Raw genomic sequence first — 18,589 nt, 5'->3', positions numbered from 1 at the left:
GTGATCGCCGCTCCTCCCCCTCGGCGGGAGGAGCCGCGAGTGCGGCCCCTGGTCCGAGCGCCTCGGGGGCGGTCCTCGCAGCCGCCGCTGCGTCGAGCGCCCCGACCGAGCCCGCGGTGGCCACTGCGCCGGCCGAGCCCGAGGTACCGCGCGGGACCGGCGTGCAGGAGTTCGTGCCCATCGGCTCCCTCGAGGGGTGCAAGACGAAGTCGGGTGATATCGCGACCTACATCCTGCGCGAGGGGATGGGGATCGCCGGGCGCGCCGACGGTTCGTTCGGGGCCGTGTGGCTCGTGGACCTCAAGGGAGGGGACGCGCAGATCGCGTTCGCCGGCTTCGATAGCGATGCCCGGCAGGTCGCTCGTGCGAGGGCGATCTCGAGCACGCGAGACGCGGGGCTCCGGATCTTCTCCTCGGGCGACGAGTGGGCGGTCACGTGGTTCGACGCGGAGGGGCTCGCGTACGCGAGGCCCCGCTGGGAGACGAACCCGCCGGTGGGGATCCAGCGCGTCGGCGCGATCGGGAGGGAGGTCAGCGACCATGTCGCCCTCGCGCCCGCGCCTGGTGGCGCCCTTGTCGCAGCGGCGCCCTTCGGGCCGGACCGCCATCGCCTGGGGGTGTTCCAGTTCGCGCCGGTGGATCCTGCGCAGCCGCAGCTCAAGGCGGTCGGGGTCACGCGAAGCGCCAAGATGCCGCGCTGGCCTGCGGTCGCTGCCGACGCGTCCGGCGGCTACCTCGTCGCCTGGCAGGACGAGGAGGACGGGAGCATCCGGGCCTCGCGGTTCGACGCCGCGGGCAGGGAAGGGAATGCCCACCTCGTTGCGAAGCGACAGGGCGGCGACCGACCGGCTGGCGCGGCTCAGGAGACACCGGACAGGGATCAGCGGCTCGGGCTCGTGGCTACAGGCAGCGCCGGCGCGCTGCTGCTCTGGAGCGAGGGAGCCACCTTGATCGCCCGCGCTCTGGACGCCGAGGCGCAGCCGCGCGGGGCGCCCTGGGTCGTCGGTAAGGGCAAGTGGCGCGCGCTCGCGCCGAGCGGCGACGGGGCCCTCGTGGCGTGGGTCGGCCACGATGGCAAGGTGGAGGGGCAAACCCTGCTCGTGAAGCTGGCCGCCGACGGAGCGCCCTCTGCTCGAGGGATCCGGGTGTCGGATGGGGTGTTTCCCGTAAAGGATTCTCCGAGCGTCGCGCTCGCCGGTGAGCGGGTGGGCGTCGCATGGACGGAGCCCATGAGCACCGGTGTGAGCACGAAGCGCGCAGTCTTGCGGGTGATCGAGCGCACCTGCATCCCCTGAGCGCTCACGCGACGAGAGGCCCGGTGCGGCGGGCGTAGCGCGGCCTCCGGCGCTAGGATGAAGAGCGTGAGCCACGCATTCGGCCCGACTCGGCCACCGCCGAACCGCGATGCGAACGAGCCGCCTGCAGCGCTCAGGGACGTGCAGACGGCCGCCCTGCCCTTCGAAAACGAGCCGCCTGCCGGCGCGCCGCCCTGCGACCCCGTCGCGGCGCGCGTCGCGCTCGTGCCGGCTGCAGCCCAGCTGCGCCGCGCGCAGGCGGCGCGGCTGATCATCCAGGATCCCTACCTCACGCCGCCGCCCCCGCCGGAGCGACGGCAGCTCTCCACGCTGGCCGTGAGCTCGCTCGTCGCGGCGCTGTTCGGGCCGCTCGGGGCGATCGCCGCGATCGCCTTCGGCTGGGCGGCGCGCCGCGAGATCGAGCAGGCCCCGGCCGTGCGCAGGGGGTACGCGCTCGCCAGCGTCGGGCTCGCGCTCGGCGTCCTGCTCACCCTGTGCTGGAGCTCGGCGATCGGCTTCGGCGTGTGGATGTGGAGCACCCATCGCACCGGAGAGACGGCCTCCGCCGTCCCGGAGGGGGAGGCCTCGCCGGAGCCGGCGAGCACGGCGTCGCCGTCGATGCCGCTGCCGGAGGCGCCTCCCCCGGCGGCGCAGCCGAGCGGCAGCGTCCCTCAGCACACGACCCACCGGCGCGTCGGGGGGGTCTTGATCGTCGATATCGGCGTCGACGTCTCCGTGCTCAGCGAGGAGCTCGCCAAGCAGCGCGCGGAGGCGTACGCCCAGGGCGAGAAGGTCCTCGTGATGACGACGAGCGATCCCTGCGAGCCGTGCCGCGGGGTCGACCGCGCGCTCGCCGATCCGCTGATGCAGACGGCCCTCCGGAGCGTGCGGCTCGTGCGCGTGGACATCGATCTCTTCAAGGAGGACCTCGACCAGATCAAGGTGCCGCGGCGGCTCTATCCGGGCTTCTTCCTGCTCTCGCCGGATCTCTCCCCGCAGGACGGGATCAACGGCGGCGAGTGGGACGACGACATCGCGCGCAACATCGCGCCCGTGCTGGGGGCGTTCGTGCGGGGCCAGTACACGACCCGCCGGCAGCCGTGGAACCCGCTGCCCGGCTCGGGCATGCGGCTCTGAGCCGGGTCGCGCGCGGCGACGAGCCCCTCGCGCGCCGGACAGGGTAAGCTCGGGCTGTGAAGCGCTTCGGCCAGCTCGTCCTCTTCGCTCTCTGCGTCGCGTTCAGCGTCTCGGCGGTCTACAACGTCGTCTCGGACAACGCCGACGTCGAGCGGAGGGCGGCGCTCGTCGCGTGCGGCGAGGACGGCGCCGCGAGCGCGCCGGAGCCGCGCCGCCCCAGCGAGGGCTGCAGAGCGCAGATGACGCGGCTGGAGCGGACGCCGTTCGGCCAGACCTTCGAGTTCACCACGGCGAAGCGCACCGTGGACGTCAGGTGCGAGCGCGCGCTCGTGTTCGCCGGCGAGTACAGCTGCAAGCTCCGGTGATCGCCGAGGCGGCGGCCTTCACCCCGCCCGCCGCAAGAGGCCGTTATCCGCGCGGAAGTTACGCTATGGTGGGCGGCCGTGACGAGCCACACAGCGCGCCTTCCTCGCTCGATCGGCCCCGAGGCCGCGCGCATCGTCGTGGGCTTCGCCTCCGCGCTCGCAGCGGCCGCGGCGGTCGCCCACGGCGCGCCGCCGGCGCTGGCCGCGCAGGTGTCCTCGCCGGCGCCGCTCGGCGCGCCTGTGGTCGCGCCCGCCGCCGCGCCCGCGCAGCTGCCGCAGGGCGGCGGACCGAGCCCTCCCGCCCCGCCGCCGCTCTCCCGTGACGAGGAGGAGAAGCGGCTCCGCATCGAGCGAGCGACCGCGCTGCACGACGAGGCGCAGCGGCGCTACCAGCACGGCGAGTACCGCGCGGCCATCGCGAAGCTGGAGGCCGCCGTGGCGCTCGATCCCGAGGGCAAAGAGCTCATCTACAACCTGGCGATGATCCACGAGCGGCTGGGCGAGATCGACGAGGCCGAGCGCTACTACCGCCGCTACCTCGACATGGAGGCGCTCCCGAAGGCGCGTGAGGAGGTCCACGCGGTCCTCAAGCGGCTCAAGGGCGCGAAGCGGGAGCTCGCCAGCGCGAAGCCGCCAGCGCCCGAGAAAGCCGCCTCGGTCTCCACGGCGCTGCCGTATTTGCCGCGCCTGCCGCGCCCTCCCGCGGCGGTCGGCGGCGCGAGGCCGCGCGCGACCTGGCTCGCCGTCAGCGGGGGCATCGCCGCGGGGTCGCTCGTGGTCGGCGGCGTCTTCGCCGCGCTCGCCGTGGCGCGGGATCCCGGCGCCGACGAGCGCACCGGGGCCGGCGTCTCCATCGCCGATCTGCAGGCCGACGCGAGCGCGGCTCACCGGTGCGCCGTCGCCGCGGACGTCGCCTTGCTGGTCGCCGGCCTCTCCGGGGCAGCGGCGCTCTACCTGTACCTGTCTCCGGGGGCGCCCGCGGCGAGCCCAGCCTCTCGCGCGGCCTCGGCCGTCGGCTCGCGCGCGCTGCTCTCGGGTCAGGACCACCGGCCTTTCCCGCGCGGCGCCGGCGCAGGGGCGCAGGCGATCCGCCTGTCGCTGGGCGCCGATGGAGCCCGGCTCCGGGTGCAGTTCTGATGCGCCACGGCGCCGCGCTGCGGAGGCTGCTCCGCGGGCTCGCCGCGCTCGTGTCGCTCGGCGCCGGGTGCGAGGTCCTCGTCGACGGGACGCTGGGCCAGGTGCGCTGCTCGGACGAGGGCGCGATCGGGCCGCCGGCGTGCCCCGAGGGCGCCGTTTGCAGGGAGGGCGCCTGCGTCGAGCAGCAGCTGGAGCGCGCGCTGGGCGCGCGCTGCGCGCGGCACGAGGACTGCGGCGCGCTCGATTTCTGCCTCGATCCAGCGCTGTTCGACGGCGACGGGCCGCGCGTATGCTCGCGCGCCTGCTGCAGCTCGAGCGACTGCGATCCTGTCCGGGATGCCGTCTGCTGGATCCCCGACGGCGGAGGGAGCGGCCTCTGTCGCATCGGCCGGGAGGTCGGCCGGCCCGACGTGGGCACGCAGCTCTCCGGCGCGTCCTGCGCCGCGCCCGGCGACTGCCGATCTGGCATCTGCAGCGGCGGCGCCTGCGTCGACGCCTGCTGCTCCGACACCAGCTGCGCCGCGAACGGGGCGGCGTGCCGGCTCACGACGGATCTCGTCTCGGCCGGCCCGGCCCTGGCGTGCCGGGCCGCCGCCCTGGGCGATGGAGGCTACTTCGAGCCGTGCGCACGGGACGATGACTGCGCGTCCGGGCTCTGCGCCGAGGTCGAAGGGAGAGGCCGCTGCATCATCCCGTGCTGTGGCTCGGAGATGTGCCCGGACACGCCCGGCGAGGTGAGGCAGCGCGTCGGCTGCGCCGAGCTCGCGATCGACGGACGCTCGACCGTCCGCGCGTGCATCAGGCTGCTGTCCGGGGACAGCCTTGCGGCCATCGGCGCTCCGTGCTCCACGCCCGAGGACTGTCGGAGTGGTATGTGCATCAAGGATCCTGAACAAACGCAGCGATTCTGTAGCGACGTCTGCTGCAGCGATGCGTCCTGCGGCGACGCCGCGTTCTTCGGCTGTCGCCCGCGAGCGACAGGCGAGTCGTGGGCCTTGCGATGCGAGCCCAAGTAACGGACGATCCCCCCATCGCGGTGGTAGTTCGTGCAGCTGACGGCCAGTTCCCAGCCAGCGCCCCCGGGTCGTCCGACGAGCCCAGCAGGGCCATGGCGCTGATTTGCCCGCGCTGTCACCACCTCGCGGCCGTCGCTGGGAGGACCTCGTCCAGCCAGCTCCCGTCCCCCGCCGGCGAGCGCGGTTCCCAGGACGGCCAGAGCGCGAGGCTACCTCGTTGCCCCCACGACGGGCTGGCCCTCGTGAGCCGCGAGGTGCTCGCCGAGACCGACGGAGATCCGCTGCTGGGGATCACGATCGCGGATCGGTTCGTGATCGTGGGCAAGCTCGGCGCCGGCTCGATGGGCACGGTGTACCGCGCGCGCCAGGAGGCGATGGGCCGCGACGTGGCCATCAAGATCCTGCGGTCGGACAGGGCGTTCGACGCGCAGGCGAAGGCGCGCTTCACCCGCGAGGCGCGCGCGATGAGCCTCCTCCGGTCGCCGCACACGGTCACCGTGTTCGATTTCGGCGAGGTCGTGGACGACGCGACGGACGCGGCCTTCGGCCGCGGTCGCTCCGCAGAGCAGAGCTCGCCCATGGAGGGGACGACGTCGAGCAGCGGCTCGCTCTACCTCGCGATGGAGCTCCTCGAGGGCGAGTCGCTCGGCCAGCGGCTCAAGCGCCTGCGGCGGCTGCGCATGGGCGACGCCGCCCGCTTCGCGCGGCACGCGCTCCTGTCGCTGGCCGAGGCGCACGACAAGGGGATCATCCACAGGGACCTCAAGCCGGACAACCTGTTCCTGGCGAGGCCCCCCGCGGGCGAGCACGAGGAGATCTGCAAGGTGCTCGACTTCGGCATCGCGAAGGTGATGACCGGGACAGAGCGGCCGGTCGACGCCCTCGAGACCCAGGCAGGCACCGTCTTCGGGACGCCGCGGTACATGTCGCCGGAGCAGGCGCAGGGCAGGCCGCTCGATGCGCGGAGCGACCTGTATTCGCTCGGCGTCCTGCTCTATCAGATGCTGGTCGGGAGGCCGCCGTTCATCGACGACGATGCGGTCGTCGTGATGGCGAGGCACATCAAGTCGTCGCCCGTGCCGGCGAGCGAGGCCGCGCCGGACGCCAGGATACCGCCGTCGCTCTCGCAGCTCCTGCAGCGCGCCCTGGCCAAGCGGCCCGAGGATCGGCCGCGGAGCGCCCAGGAGTTCATCGCCGAGCTCGATCGCGCGATGGACGAGGCCAGGCCGAGCCTCGACCGCGAGCGCCTCGGCCCGGCTCAGCCCGCCGAGGTCGGCGCCACGAGCGAGCTGCTCGCGGTCGTGGGCGACGACGCCGCGCAGGCGCCGAGCACGCTGCGTTCCGCGCCACGGAGGCGCACCTCGCGCGTGGCCGTCGGCGCCGGCGCGCTGTCCCTGATCGTGATGGCGCTCGCCGTGCGCGAGCTCCGCCGGCCCGCGGACGGCGGCGCGCACAGTCTTCAGAAAGGGGTAGCGCTGGAGGCGAGGGTACTCGCGGACGCGATAGCGCGCGCCAACCCGCCGCCCGCCGCCACGACGACCCCGCCGGCGGCGCCGTCGCCGCCCGGCACGACGACCGCGCCGTCGCCGCCGCCGATGCCCGCCGCGACGACCGCGCCGGCGCCGTCACCCGCCGCCACGACGACCGCTCTGGCGCCGCCGCCCGCTGCCGCGACGACCGCGCCGGCGCCGCCTCTGTCGCCCGCGGGTGTCGCCAGCGCGGCGCCCGCGCCGACGGGCGTCCCATCGGCTTCGATACCGAAGCGAAAGACAGCGCAGCCGCGCAAGCCGTATGTGAAATTCGACTGATGACGGCACGCGCGCGGCACCGCTGCGCGAGGCCGACGTCGGCCCCCGAAGGCCCGCTCTTCCATGGAGTCCCGTCGCGCGAGAGACAGCGGCGTCCGATCGCGAAGGACGCCGAGAGTCGCTGTACGAGCCGGAGGCTAACGTGTAACTTCGCCGCGCACCGATGGATCCCCGGGAGATGGAAACGCTCGTCCAGCGGCTCGTCACGAATCCGCATGACGGGGAAGCCCTGGCGTATGCTCACCGAGCCGGGGAGCAGGACCCACGCTCGTACGCCATGTTGCTCGAGCGCGTCGGCAGCTCCACCGCAGATCCATCGTACGCGGCGCACTGGCTGAGCGAGGCCGCGAACGTGTGGTCGACCACCATCGGCGACGCGCACCACGCCGCGCGGACGCTCATGATCGCCATCGACAAGGATCCGACGCAGCGGACCGCGGCGGAGCGGCTGGCGCAGCTCTACCGCGACAAGGGCGATCAGAAGGCGCTCGTCGCGCTCCTGGAGCGGCTCGTCAAGGCGCTCACGCCGCTGCTCTTCGAGCGGCCCGAGGTGCGCGCGCAGGTCTCGACCCTGCACGAGGAGCTCGGCCGGCTGTGGAGCGAGCCGCCGCTCTCGCGGCCGGAGCGCGCCCTCGAGAACTGGCGCCGCCTGGCGGAGCTCGATCCGCACAACGTCTACGCCATCTACGCCGCCCGCGAGATGCTGAAGGCCCAGCAGCAGTACGCCGAGGCGATCCCGTACTTCGCGATGGAGCAGGCGCTCGTCGACGACCCGGAGCGGCGGCTCGCCCTGCTGCGCGACGAGGCCGATATCCGACGCCGCGCCGGCGACCTCGCGGGCTCCACGGTGGCGCTGCGGAACGCGCGCGCGTTCGTGCCGCACGACGTGGGGCTCATCCAGGCGCTCGGCGTCGCCATCGTCGACCGCATCGAGGCGGGCGAGCCGGTGCCGCAGCCAGAGCGCGACGAGGCCGCGGAGCTCTTCGTGGCGCTCGCGGAGACGTACGACGGGGAGTACGGCTACTCGTACTCGGTCTACGCCCTCCGCACGGCGCCGGGGCACGATCGCGCCATGCAGCTCGCCGACCATTACGGGAAGCAGCTGGGCCGCATCGCGGAGCTCCGCCCGCGTTACCTCGCCTACCTCCAGGTCAACCCGAACGGGTTCATGGCCCCCGAGGCGCGCAAGCGGGCGTCCGTGGCGCCCCCCCCGCGGCTGCCGTCGGCGCCGCCGCCGCCCATGGGCGTGGCTGCCGCGCCTGCGCACCGGTCGTCGGTGCCGCCCAGCGCGGGAGCCGCCCATGCGCACGCGTCCGTGCCCCCCTCGGGCCTCCTCTCGTCGCCGGCCGTCGCAGGGCTGGTCGATCCGGCGGTGGCCGCGTTCGCGCCGGCGTCTTCGTTCGCTCCCGCGCCGGGGTCGACGGCGCCGGACACGCTCGCTTCACCTGCGGACGCCGCGGCGCCGGCCCCCGCGGGGGCGTACGGCCTGGCCGGCGCCGCGCCGGCGCCCGGCGCCTTCGGCGGCTCGGCTCCCTCGGAGGAGCTGCAGCCTCCGAGAGAGGAGCCGGCCGAGGTTCGCAAGCCGATGACGCTCGCCAGGCTCCGCGAGGTGCTCAAGGGCGAGCCGGCCAACCCGGACGTGCTCGCGCAGGTCGAGGAGCAGCTGCGCCAGAAGCGGATGTTCGTCGAGCTGCGGGACGTCCTGCTCGCGGCGGCGCGCGTCCCCGAGGCGCCCATCGAGCGCAGGAAGGCGCAGCTGCGCGACGTCGCCGGGCTGTGCGAGGCGCAGCTGCGCGACGTCGACACGGCGGTCCAGGCCTGGAAGCTGCTCTCCGAGCTCGATCCAGGCGACGCGCAGGCGCAGGCCGAGCTGAGGCGGCTGCTCGAGCGGAGCTCGCGGTGGGACGACCTCGCCGCGCTGCTCGAGCACGACGCCGCCGCGACGCCCGACGTCGCGCAGCGGGTCGAGCTCGAGAGGGCGCTCGTCGCGCTCCACGAGCAGAAGCGCCGCGACCCCATCGCGGCCGCGGAGGCGTGGGTGCGGATCGCGGGCCTCATGCCTGACGACGGCGCGGCGCTCCTGTCCGCCGTCAAGCTCTTCGAGCGCGGCGAGCGCTTCGACCTCGCGGCGCGGGTCCTCGCCGACGCGACGACCTGGTTCCAGGGGAAGCTGACCCACGGGCCGCTCCTTCAGAAGCTCGGCGAGCTCCGGATGCGGCTCGACGAGCCGGGCGCCGCGGGCGACGCCTACGGCCAGGCCGCCGAGCTCCTGCGCCAGCCGAGGCTGTGGGAGCTCGCGCAGAAGGCCTACGTCGCGGCGGGGCGGCTCGCCGAGGCGGCGAGGGCGCTCTGCGAGCGCGCGCTGCTCGCGGACCGCAAGGCGCGTCCGGCGCTCCTCGTCGAGGCCGCCGAGCTGCTCCTCAGCGCCGGAGACGTCGACGGCGCGCTCGACCGCGTCGAGCGCGCCATCGAGATCGATCCGGCGACGGACGCCGGCCCCGCGATCGAGGACCTCTACCGGCGCGCCCACCGGCGGCCCGAGCTCGTGCGGTTCCTCCTGAGCCGGGCCGAGGTGCTCGGCGACAGGGCGGAGCGCGTCGCGGCGCGACGGGCCGCGGCGGCCCTGCAGCGCGAGCTCGGTGACCGCGACGGGGAGCGCGCGACGCTCACGCTCCTGCTCGCCGACGGCGACGACGCCGAGGCCATCGAGCGGCTGGCCCAGGACGCCGGCGAGCGCGGCGATCACCAGCAGGGCGCGGAGCTCCTCCGCAAGCTCGGCGATCTGACGGACAGCGAGCCCGGCAAGATCTCGCTCGCCCTGCGCGAGGCGCGCATGCTCGCGGAGGGCCCCGGCGACCTCGAGGCCGCGATCGCGCGCTACGAGGCGGTCGTGGCGACGCTCGATCCGCAGAACCGGATCGCGCTGCGGGGGATCGCCGATCTGGAGGAGCAGCGCGGCAACCCGAGGGGGGTCGCGGGCGCGCTCGAGCGTGAGCTCGTGCTCGTGTACGGCCACGACCAGGTCGACATCGCGCAGCGGCTCGCGGCGCTGTACGAGGGCCCGCTCGACGATCCGCGCGGCGCCGTCCGGGCGCTCGAGATCGTCCACGCCGTCGAGCCGGACGACCTCGACGCGGTCGCCCGGCTCCTGCGGCTCGCCGAGCGGCTGAACGATTGGCCGAAGGTCGCGCGCCTGATGGCGATCCTGATCGAGGTGGAGGGCGACGACGACGAGGCGTCGCAGATGACCCGCCGCCTCGCCGACATCCTGGACCAGCAGCTGGGCAAGAGCGACGAGGCGCTGGCGCTCCTGGAGCGGCTCGCGGATCAGGGCGACGAGCCGTGCCGAGACGCGTACGTCGCGCTCGGCGATCGGGTCGGGTGGAAGGGGATCGTCGCGACCAAGCTGGTCGCCTGGAACGAGTCGATCGCGCGCGCGGGGCGCGAGCTCGCCCTGCGCGGGGCCTTCGAGCGCTTCGTGGAGGTCGGTCGCCAGAAGGACGCCGCGCGCGTGGCGATGGAGCTCGCGCGCTCGCGCACCGCCGACGCCGGCCTCGCGGAGAAGCTCGAGGCGATCGCGGTGGAGCTCCAGGATCGCGAGGCCCTCACCGTCGCGCACGAGCTCCTCGCCAGGGATCTCTCGGGCACGGCCCGGGCGGCCGAGCTCGTGCGGCAGGCCGAGGTCCGGGTCTCCGTGGGCGCCGATCCGCTGGAGTCCATCCACCACGGCGAGGGCGCGCTCGCGAGCGTGCCGACCGCCGAGGTCGAGCCGCTGCTCCAGCGGCTCGCGGCGCTGGCCGAGGCCCCTGGCCTCATCATCGACCTCTTCGAGCGCCAGGTGAGCCGGTGCCGCACGCCGGCCGATCGCCTGGCGGCGCTCGTCCGCGCCGCCCAGATCGCCTGCGAGCGCGGCGCCATCGACCGGGCGAGGAGCTTCTTCGAGCTGGCCCTCGGCGGCGGCGTCCAGGAGGAGACGATCGCCATGCTCGAGCAGGTGGCGCGGGACGACGACGAGCGGTCGGGGTCGACGGCGCTGCGCACGATCCTCGTCGAGGCGCTCGCGGCCGGCGGCCAGGGCTCGCGCGACGGCGGCCGCACCCGGGCGGCGCTCCTGCGGCGCGCGGCAACGATCGCGCACCAGGACCTCCGCGACGTCGACCGCGCCTTCGGCTGGCTGGGCGACGCCGTGCTGGCGCAGGTCGACGACGCTTCGCTCGACGCGCTCGAGGCCCTCGGGCGCGAGGTGGGCGATCTGCCCCGCGTCAGCGCGACGCTGGACCGCGCGCTCGACGAGGTGTTCGACGGCCCGCTCGTGCGCAAGCTCCTGCAGCGTCGCGCCAGGCTGCGGCGCGACGTGCTCGGCGACAGGCAGGGCGCCGCGGCGGACCTGAAGAAGCTTCATGACCTGGCGCCCTCGGATCAGGACGTGATGAACGACCTGTCGGGTCTCCTGCTGGAGCTCGGCGATCACCGCGGCATGATCCAGCTGTACGAGGACCAGATCCTCCGCGGCCGCGATCCGGCGCAGCGAGCGGAGCTCGCGCGCAAGGTGGCGCGCCTCTGGGAGGAGGAGCTCGGCGAGGCGCGCGAGGCGGCGGACGCCTGGCGCCGCGTCCTCCGCATGAAGGCGGGCGATCCGGACGCGACCGCGGGCCTCGAGCGGGCCAAGACCGGCAAGCTCAAGCGCACCCCGCCGCCTCCTTCGCTCCCGACCCGGGCGCCGGGCCCGCCGCTGACCGAGCCGCCGCTCGCGCCCCGGGCGCCGGCGCTCGAGACGCTCGGCCTCGAGGCCGGCGCGGTGGCGGCGCTGAGCAACGGCTACGCGGGCTCCGAGGCGCACGAGGGCGCCGAGGCGCAGCCGGCCGTAGAAGCGCTGTCGGTTGCGGAGGCGCAGCCGGTCGCGGAGGCGCAGCCGGCTGCGGAAGCGTACCCGGCTGCGGAGGCGTACCCGGCTGCGGAGGCGTACCCGGTTGCGGAGGCGTACCCGGCTGCGGAGGCGTACCCGGTCGCGGAGGCGTACCCGGCTGCGGAGGCGTACCCGGTTGCGGAGGCGTACCCGGCTGCGGAGGCGTACCCGGCTGCGGAGGCGTACCCGGCTGCGGAGGCGTACCCGGCTGCGGAGGCGTACCCGGCGGATGCCGCCGCCCCGCAAGCGCTGCCTGTCGAGCCGGAGCAGCAGGTCTGGACCTACGGCGTCGCTTCGCACGCCGACGCGGCCGACGCGAGCGGCGGCGCTGCCCATGTCGATGTGGCCCTGCGCGAGGGGCAGAGGCTCCCTCTGGATAGCGCCACCCAGGTCATCCACGTTGCTCCGGCTGCGTATGCCGATGCGCCAGCCGCTCCCGCGCAATGGTCGGAGTTCGACGCTCATGCAGCGCCGCCGGCGCTCGGCGACATCGACGATGGCGAGGTCCATCGAGCGCACGAGGAGGTATCCCTCTCGGCCCCTGCGCTCCCCGAGGCGCCCGCTGCTCCCGTGCCGCCCCTGCCTGGCTCCGACGCGATCGACGTCGACACGGATGCGGAAGACGTGGAGTTGCTCGACGACGATCCTGGTGCTCGCTAGCTCTCCCCCGCCGATCCTGCCGCCGGCGCTCCGGCCGGGCGATACCGTCGCGGTGATCGCCCCTTCCAGCCCGTTCGAGCACGTCCTCGCGCGGGTCGGCATCGGCTGGCTCGCCCAGCGCTACCGCGTCCTCTTCGACGCGGGCGAGGGGCCTCCGTTCGACGACGACGACGGCCGGCGGGGCGGGCCGCCATCGCTGTCGGCGCCCTCCCATCACGGGCTGTTCGCGCGGGCCGGTTACCTGGCCGGCAGCGACGCCCGACGCAGCGACGAGCTCGCCCGCGCTCTCTCGCACCCCGACGTCAGGGCCATCTTCGCGGCCCGCGGCGGCTACGGCGCGAACCGGTTCGTCCACCGGCTCGACTGGAGCGTCCTCGCAGCGCGCCCCCGCTGGATCGTCGGCTTCTCCGACGTCACGGCCCTCCACGTCGAGGCTGCGCGCGCGGGCGTGGCGTCGCTCCACGGCGTCCACGTCACCGCGCTCGGGCGCGGCGACGCCCGCGCCCGCGCCGCGCTGATCCGCGCCCTCGAAGAGCCGCTGGGGGAGCGCCGCTTCGACGGCCTCACCACGCTGCGCGCCGGCGTGGCCGAGGGGCCGCTCTTCGGCGGCAACCTGGCCCTGCTCCACGCCTGCGCCGCCGCGGGACGGCTCCGGGTCCCGGAGGGGTGCATCCTCCTGCTCGAGGACGTCACCGAGCGGCCCTACCGCATCGATCGCATGCTGGCGACGCTGGACGTCGGCGGCCACCTAGCCCCGGCCGCGGCGGTGGTCCTCGGCGACTTCGAGCAATGCGCGCCAGGCACCGACGGCATCACGGTGGACGAGGTCCTCCGCGACAGGCTGCTCCCGCTGGGCATCCCCGTCGTCGCCGGGCTGCCGATCGGCCACGGCCATCGCAACGAGCCCGCCATCCTCGGCGGCCACGCGCGCGTCCTCGCTCACGGCCCCGACGCCGCGGTCACGCTGGCGGGCGCCTGAGCGCCCGCGCGCGCACGCGATCGCGACGTCACGCGATCGCGACGTCACGCGATCACGCGGTCACGCGGTCACCAGAAGATGCTCTTCCGCTCCTTCAGGCCGCGGTTCAGCATCGACTGGATCCGACCCTTCACGAGCGCCACCTTCTCCTGGATCACCGCGTCGTCGTCGTCGGGGTCGCCGTGGAACGTCATCGGCTCGCCGAAGTGGATCCGGTATCGGGTCGGCAGCGGCAGCTGGCCGCCGGGGAGCAGGAGCTGTGGGATGATCGGGAACGTCGGCATGCCGAGCGCCTTCGAGACCGACTCGAGGTTGCCGAGCGAGATGTACTGTTCCTCGCCCCCGATGACCGCGATGGGCACGATCGGCGTGTCGGTCTCGAGCGCGAGCCGCATGAAGCCGAGCCCGAAATCGAGCAGCTGATAGCGGCTGGAGAACCCCTTCGAGATCCCCTTCGTCCCCTCCGGGAACACCAGGATCGCCGCGCCCATGTCGAGCAGCCGGCGCGCGTTCTCGGGGACGCCGACCACCTGGCCCACGCGCGAGAAGAAGGTCGCCACGAACGGCAGCGTCTGCGTCCACTTCTCGACCATGCTCCGCATCACGCGCGGCGGCTCCGCGTCCAGGAACATCGAGGCCGCGATGAGCATGCCGTCGAACGGGAGCTGGCCCGAGTGGTTCGCGATGAGGAGCACACGGCCGGCCGGGACGCGCTCGATGCCGAACACCTCGGTCCGGAAGTAGAAGCGATGAAAGAACGCGGCGACCCCGACCGCGTACTTCGCCCACTCCCGGTCGAGCCCGAACGGGTCGACCCCGTCCGCCGCGTGCGGCAGCGTGACCCGGCGGAGCCGGTCCTCGAAGTCCTGGCCGAGCAGCCGGATGGTCGCGTCGTCGATCGTGCCGCGCAGGCTGTCGACCCCGACGCGCGCGAGCGGCAGCGCGCTGTGGGTGACGAAGTGGCTCAGCCTGGCGAGCGTCGTTCTGCTGGCCATGGGCGGCGGACGATAGCAAAACTCGCGTGGCCCTGCACCGGCACGAAGGGCTTGACCATCGGCCTCCTCGAAGCGACCGTCGCTCCGATGAGCGAACGCATGCTCGGTCGAGGTCGCCGTCCCGCTGCGGACACCGATCCGTCCCTCCGGTCCATCCTCATCACCGGCATTTGTGGTCGCCTCGGGCGGCGTCTGGCGCGGCGCCTCCACCGCGAGCGGCACGTGATCGGCGTCGACAGGCGCAGCTTCGAGGGGCGCCCCAAGGACATCGAGCATCACCAGATCGACATCCGCCGCAAGAAGACGCAGGACATCTTCCGCCAGGAGCAGCTCGCCGCGGTGGTCCACCTCGGGGTCATGCACGATCCGCGGGTGAGCCAGATGGAGCACCACAGCTGGAACCTCGCTGGGTTCCAGCGGCTGCTCGAGTTCGTCGCGCAGTACGACGTGCCCAAGCTCATCGTGCTCTCGAGCGCGAACGCCTACGGGCCGCGCCCCGACAACCCGCAGTTCATCACCGAGGACGCCCCGTTGCTCGGCGGCGCGTCGTTCAGCGAGATCCGCGACCTCATCGAGGTCGACATGCTGGCGCAGTCGTTCTTCTGGAAGCACCCCCAGACCGAGACCGTCATCCTCAGGCCGGTCCACATCCTCGGCTCCGTGCGGAACGCGCCGTCGAACTACCTCCGGCTCAACGTGATCCCGACCCTCCTCGGCTTCGATCCGATGGTGCAGGTCATCCACCAGGACGACGTGGTCTCCGCGATCCTCGCGGCGCTGCGCCCCGGCGTGCGCGGGATCTTCAACCTCGCGGGGCCCGCGCCGCTGCCGCTCTCGCGCGTCATCGAGATGACCGGCCGGGCCCGCGCGGCGATTCCCCACTTCGTCATGCAGACGATCATCCCGCGGCTCTGGCGGTTCAGGGCGACGTCGTTCCCGGCCCCCGAGCTCGATCACATCCGCTACGTGTGCATGGTCGACGACCGGCGGGCGCGCGACATCCTCGGCTACACGCACGAGCACGACATCCAGGAGACCGTCCAGGCGGTTGACGACATCACCTGAAAGGCGTCATGAAGCGAGCGACCCGGATCGAGCGGCTCGTCGACTACTACGAGGACTTCGCGCCCGACTACGTCTCCACCTGGAAAGACATCCAGCACTACGAGAAGCCCGTGCGCGCGTTCCTGCGCGAGGTGGTCACAGACGGCGCCCGCGTGCTCGACGCGGGCTGCGGTCCGGGCCACCTCACGCGCGATCTCCCGCAGTCCGTCGAGGTCGTGGGCTTCGACATCGCCGAGGGGATGCTCGAGATCGCGCGCAAGAAGCGGCCCCACGGCGCCTATCACCGGCACGACTACCACCTCCCGATCCCCCGCTCCTGGGGGCGGTTCGACGTCGCCCTCGCGCTCGGCACGCTCGAGTTCTGCGACGATCTCTCGCTCGTGCTCAAGAACCTCGCCGGCGCGATGCGCCCCGGCGGCCGCCTGCTGGTGAGCATCGTCGAGCGGAGGCCGAACGTCCGGCTCCACGAGCGCCACGCGCGCCCGCTCTCCGACGCCGAGCTGACCGGCGTGAAGATGTATCTTTACACCTTCGCCGAGCAGACGGACGCCATCCTGGGCTCTGGCCTGCTCCCGCGCAGCTACCGGCTCCACCCCGGCTGGCGACACACCGAGTACGACGTCGACGTGCTCTACGCGCTCTGGGACCTCGAGGTCTCGCGCAGCGGCCGGTGATGCACGGTGGACAGCGCGGCGAGCCTTTCCGCGCCGCGCTGTCCAGGGTATCTCGTGGAGAGGAGAGCCACGGTTCGATGGAAGTGAAGCTCGGCGGCACCTTCCTGACCTGCGCCATGGGGCCGCTGCACCACGCCGGCGCGTGCATGCAGGCGAGCCGGGTGCCGGAGGGGCTCCGCGAGCTGGCGCCGGAGGGGCTCCTCGGCGGCTTCCAGCGCGGCGTCGATCAGGCCGCGAAGCTCGCGGGCGTGCGCCGGGAGGACGTCGAGCGCCTCCTCCCGATGGGCGACGTGCGCGAGGCCATCGAGCGGCTCGGCGACAGCCAGTCCGAGGCCATCGTCGCGTGGGACGTCTACGCCGGGCGCATCGGCGGGCTGCTCGAGGGCGTCGCGGAGGTGACCGACCACGGTCGGGCCCCCGACGCCGGCATGTGGCTCGAGCGGCTGGCGAACAAGGTCCGGCGCGATCGCCCGTTCGCGGAGCCGCTCCAGGTGCTCGCCGAGGACATCGCGCAATGGCAGGCGATGATCGGCCGCTGCCGCAAGCTGCTCGACGAGAGCGGCGGCGGCGCGCTCGCCAAGGCGTATCGCCGGCGGCGGAACCGGAGGATCGCGTCGATCGTCGTGTCGGCCCTCGTGATCGTCGCGGCGCTGTCGGTGATCCTGCGGCTCCGCGCCGCCCGCGCGCGCGTCGATGCGGTCCTGGAGCGCCCGGAGGTGTGCGCGGTCCGCGACATCGCGGAGGACGATCTCGGCCGCGCGGCGAGCGAGCAGCAGCGGCGCGTCGCCGCGCGGCTCGAGCAGTGCGCCGCGGTGGAGGCCCGCGAGGCGCGCGAGCGCGAGGAGCGGCTGCGCGCCGAGGAGAGGGCCCGGGAGGAGCAGCGGCTGCGCGCGGAGCGCGACGAGAAGTGCGCCGCGCTCGCCGTGCGGTTCAAGGCGGGGGCGTTCTCGGACGACGACGGCAAGATCGCCGGCGTGGAGAACGATCTGCTCCGGCGGATCGCGGGGCGGAGGCTCCTCGCCACCGACGTCGGGCCGGCGGGGCCCGCGCTGCCGTGCGACGGCGCGCGCGGCGGCGACGAGCTGCGCGCGGCCTTCGCGGACGCGCTGGTCGCGTCGGTCTGGACGTGGGCGCCGGCCGCCGATCCTGGCCCGAAGCTCGGCGATCTGCTCGTGGCGCGGCGCGCGGAGCTGCCCCCCCGCGCGCAGACGATGCTCGCGGTCCGGACCGGATACGAGTCCAAGCGGGCCATCGTATCGGGCGATCCGGCGGCGCTCGGGCGGGCGTCGCGCCTGTGCGCGCTCACGACGAAGCTCGAGATCGCGAGCGGGGCCGGCTGCGCGGCGCTGGCGAGGCTGGCCGTCAAACCCGCGCCGTGAGCCGGCGATCCTGGCCCGCTGTCTGCGCACAGCCGGGGGTGCGCCGGGGCGACGGTGTTCCAGGGAAGGTGAGGGGAGAGGGGCCGGAGGAGCGCGGGCGGGGCGATGGCGCCCCGCCCGCCGGGCTGCCTATTTGAAGGCGGGAATGCTGTCCGCGTCGAGCACGCACAGGCCCACGCTGGTGTCGCACTTCACCTTGAGATCCGGGGAGATGCCAGACTTAGGATTCGTGCACTTGTCGTTGTCAAACTTGCCCGTGGGGATGGGATCGCCCTCGGGGTCGGGGTTCGGGGTGTAGATCTGACAGTCGACCGTCGGCCAGAGCCCAACGACCTTGTACGTCGCCGAGCAGCTCTCTTCGGAGTACGTGACTTCTGCCTCGAATTGATTCGCGAGGTTGGCGGGCGTCACGTACACGCGCAGGTTGCGCCACTCGAGCTTGTGCGATCCCAGCGCCAACGGCGGTGCGCCGCCGTCGCCAGCGCCGCCGTCGCCGGCACCACCGGCACCGCCGGTGCCACCGTCGCCGGCACCACCGGCTCCGCCTGCTCCGCCAGCGCCACCGTCGCCGGCACCACCGGCTCCGCCTGCTCCGCCAGCGCCACCGTCGCCGGCACCACCGGCTCCGCCAGCGCCACCGTCGCCTGCTCCGCCGGCGCCGCCGTCACCATCACCGCCGGCTCCGCCAGCGCCGCCGGCGCCGCCCTCGCCGCCGGGCAGCAACACCACCTCGGCGGGATCGAACGTCGGCACCGTGCAGATGTCGCTGTCATCCGGCTCGCGCGCGGCGAAGACACCGAGCGCGAACGCGTTCAGATCCGGGTTCGGGTCGATCGTGGCGCCGCCGCGATACCAGTCGCCGAACTCCGCCGTCTGGATCGCGACGCGCTTCCTGCCCTCGTCGGGGAGCTGGTCGCCGTTCTCGTCGGGGCTGTACGTCTGCATCCCGACCAGCTCGACAGTCCCATCCTTCCGAGCACAGGGGCCCTCCACATCCCCGCCGATCCGGGTGAACTTCGTCGCGTACGGATAAAAGGTGGCCGTGGCCACGGTGCACTCGGGTTTGGGCTGCGAGCAGCCCGGAGACATCGCCGTGAGCGGTGAGACTGCCCCGAGCGCTGCCATCCAAACAAGCCATCGCTTCTTCATCGCTTGCATCCTTTCCCGCGCGCG

General features: G+C 73.7%; 13 protein-coding genes. 11 read left to right on the top strand and 2 right to left on the bottom strand.

All coding sequences use genetic code 11. The annotated features are described in order from the left end of the window. The first annotated feature begins 116 nt into the window (after positions 1 to 116). The 8 genes from WMF14_RS23895 (at position 117) to WMF14_RS23860 (ending at position 13,303) form a co-directional block, all read left to right on the top strand. Positions 117 to 1,295, top strand: a complete 1,179-nt coding sequence (locus WMF14_RS23895) for a hypothetical protein (RefSeq protein WP_437803931.1) — start codon at positions 117 to 119, stop codon at positions 1,293 to 1,295. A 66-nt stretch (positions 1,296 to 1,361) separates the two neighbouring features. Continuing rightward, on the top strand, positions 1,362 to 2,432 hold the full coding sequence (locus WMF14_RS23890) for a DUF4190 domain-containing protein (RefSeq protein WP_437803930.1): 1,071 nt from the start codon (positions 1,362 to 1,364) through the stop codon (positions 2,430 to 2,432). Between the two features lie 56 nt (positions 2,433 to 2,488). Next, positions 2,489 to 2,797, top strand: a complete 309-nt coding sequence (locus WMF14_RS23885; protein ID WP_272093076.1) for a hypothetical protein — start codon at positions 2,489 to 2,491, stop codon at positions 2,795 to 2,797. A gap of 78 nt (positions 2,798 to 2,875) precedes the next feature. Continuing rightward, a complete protein-coding gene (locus WMF14_RS23880; protein ID WP_437803928.1) occupies positions 2,876 to 3,934 on the top strand; it encodes a tetratricopeptide repeat protein in 1,059 nt (352 codons plus the stop codon). After that, a complete protein-coding gene (locus tag WMF14_RS23875; protein ID WP_437803927.1) occupies positions 3,934 to 4,950 on the top strand; it encodes a hypothetical protein in 1,017 nt (338 codons plus the stop codon). The genes WMF14_RS23880 and WMF14_RS23875 overlap by 1 nt, the downstream gene beginning before the upstream one ends. Before the next feature lie 92 nt (positions 4,951 to 5,042). Then, on the top strand, positions 5,043 to 6,758 hold the full coding sequence (locus WMF14_RS23870) for a serine/threonine-protein kinase (RefSeq protein WP_437803925.1): 1,716 nt from the start codon (positions 5,043 to 5,045) through the stop codon (positions 6,756 to 6,758). A 178-nt stretch (positions 6,759 to 6,936) separates the two neighbouring features. Then, positions 6,937 to 12,324 (top strand): hypothetical protein, encoded by a 5,388-nt coding sequence (locus WMF14_RS23865; protein ID WP_437803923.1) that lies wholly within the window; start codon positions 6,937 to 6,939, stop codon positions 12,322 to 12,324. Further along, the gene (locus WMF14_RS23860; RefSeq protein WP_437803921.1) at positions 12,314 to 13,303 is read left to right on the top strand and encodes a S66 peptidase family protein; all 990 of its coding nucleotides are present in this window, start codon (positions 12,314 to 12,316) and stop codon (positions 13,301 to 13,303) included. The genes WMF14_RS23865 and WMF14_RS23860 overlap by 11 nt, the downstream gene beginning before the upstream one ends. A 68-nt stretch (positions 13,304 to 13,371) precedes the next feature. On the opposite strand, the gene WMF14_RS23855 is transcribed toward WMF14_RS23860, so the two are convergent. Next, complete coding sequence (locus WMF14_RS23855; protein WP_437330918.1) at positions 13,372 to 14,298, bottom strand: lysophospholipid acyltransferase family protein; 927 nt, start codon at positions 14,296 to 14,298, stop codon at positions 13,372 to 13,374. A gap of 99 nt (positions 14,299 to 14,397) precedes the next feature. Between WMF14_RS23855 and WMF14_RS23850 the strand changes: the two genes are divergently transcribed. The 3 genes from WMF14_RS23850 to WMF14_RS23840 all read left to right on the top strand — a co-directional run bounded on the left by WMF14_RS23850 (position 14,398) and on the right by WMF14_RS23840 (position 17,416). Next, complete coding sequence (locus tag WMF14_RS23850; RefSeq protein WP_272093067.1) at positions 14,398 to 15,363, top strand: NAD-dependent epimerase/dehydratase family protein; 966 nt, start codon at positions 14,398 to 14,400, stop codon at positions 15,361 to 15,363. 8 nt (positions 15,364 to 15,371) lie between these two features. Beyond that, a complete protein-coding gene (locus WMF14_RS23845) occupies positions 15,372 to 16,037 on the top strand; it encodes a class I SAM-dependent methyltransferase (protein ID WP_272093065.1) in 666 nt (221 codons plus the stop codon). Positions 16,038 to 16,114: 77 nt separating this feature from the next. Then, positions 16,115 to 17,416 carry a hypothetical protein gene (locus WMF14_RS23840; RefSeq protein WP_437803918.1) on the top strand — a complete coding sequence of 434 codons (1,302 nt, stop codon included), beginning with the start codon at positions 16,115 to 16,117 and terminating at the stop codon, positions 17,414 to 17,416. A gap of 129 nt (positions 17,417 to 17,545) precedes the next feature. Here the strand turns inward: WMF14_RS23840 and WMF14_RS23835 are convergent, their stop codons facing one another. Continuing rightward, complete coding sequence (locus WMF14_RS23835) at positions 17,546 to 18,565, bottom strand: hypothetical protein (protein ID WP_437803916.1); 1,020 nt, start codon at positions 18,563 to 18,565, stop codon at positions 17,546 to 17,548. Positions 18,566 to 18,589 lie beyond the last annotated feature (24 nt).

It is taken from the genome of Sorangium sp. So ce693 (genome assembly GCF_051521375.1).
GTDB lineage: Bacteria > Myxococcota_A > Polyangia > Polyangiales > Polyangiaceae > Sorangium > Sorangium atrum.
This window is presented reverse-complemented; position numbering and strand designations above follow the sequence as displayed.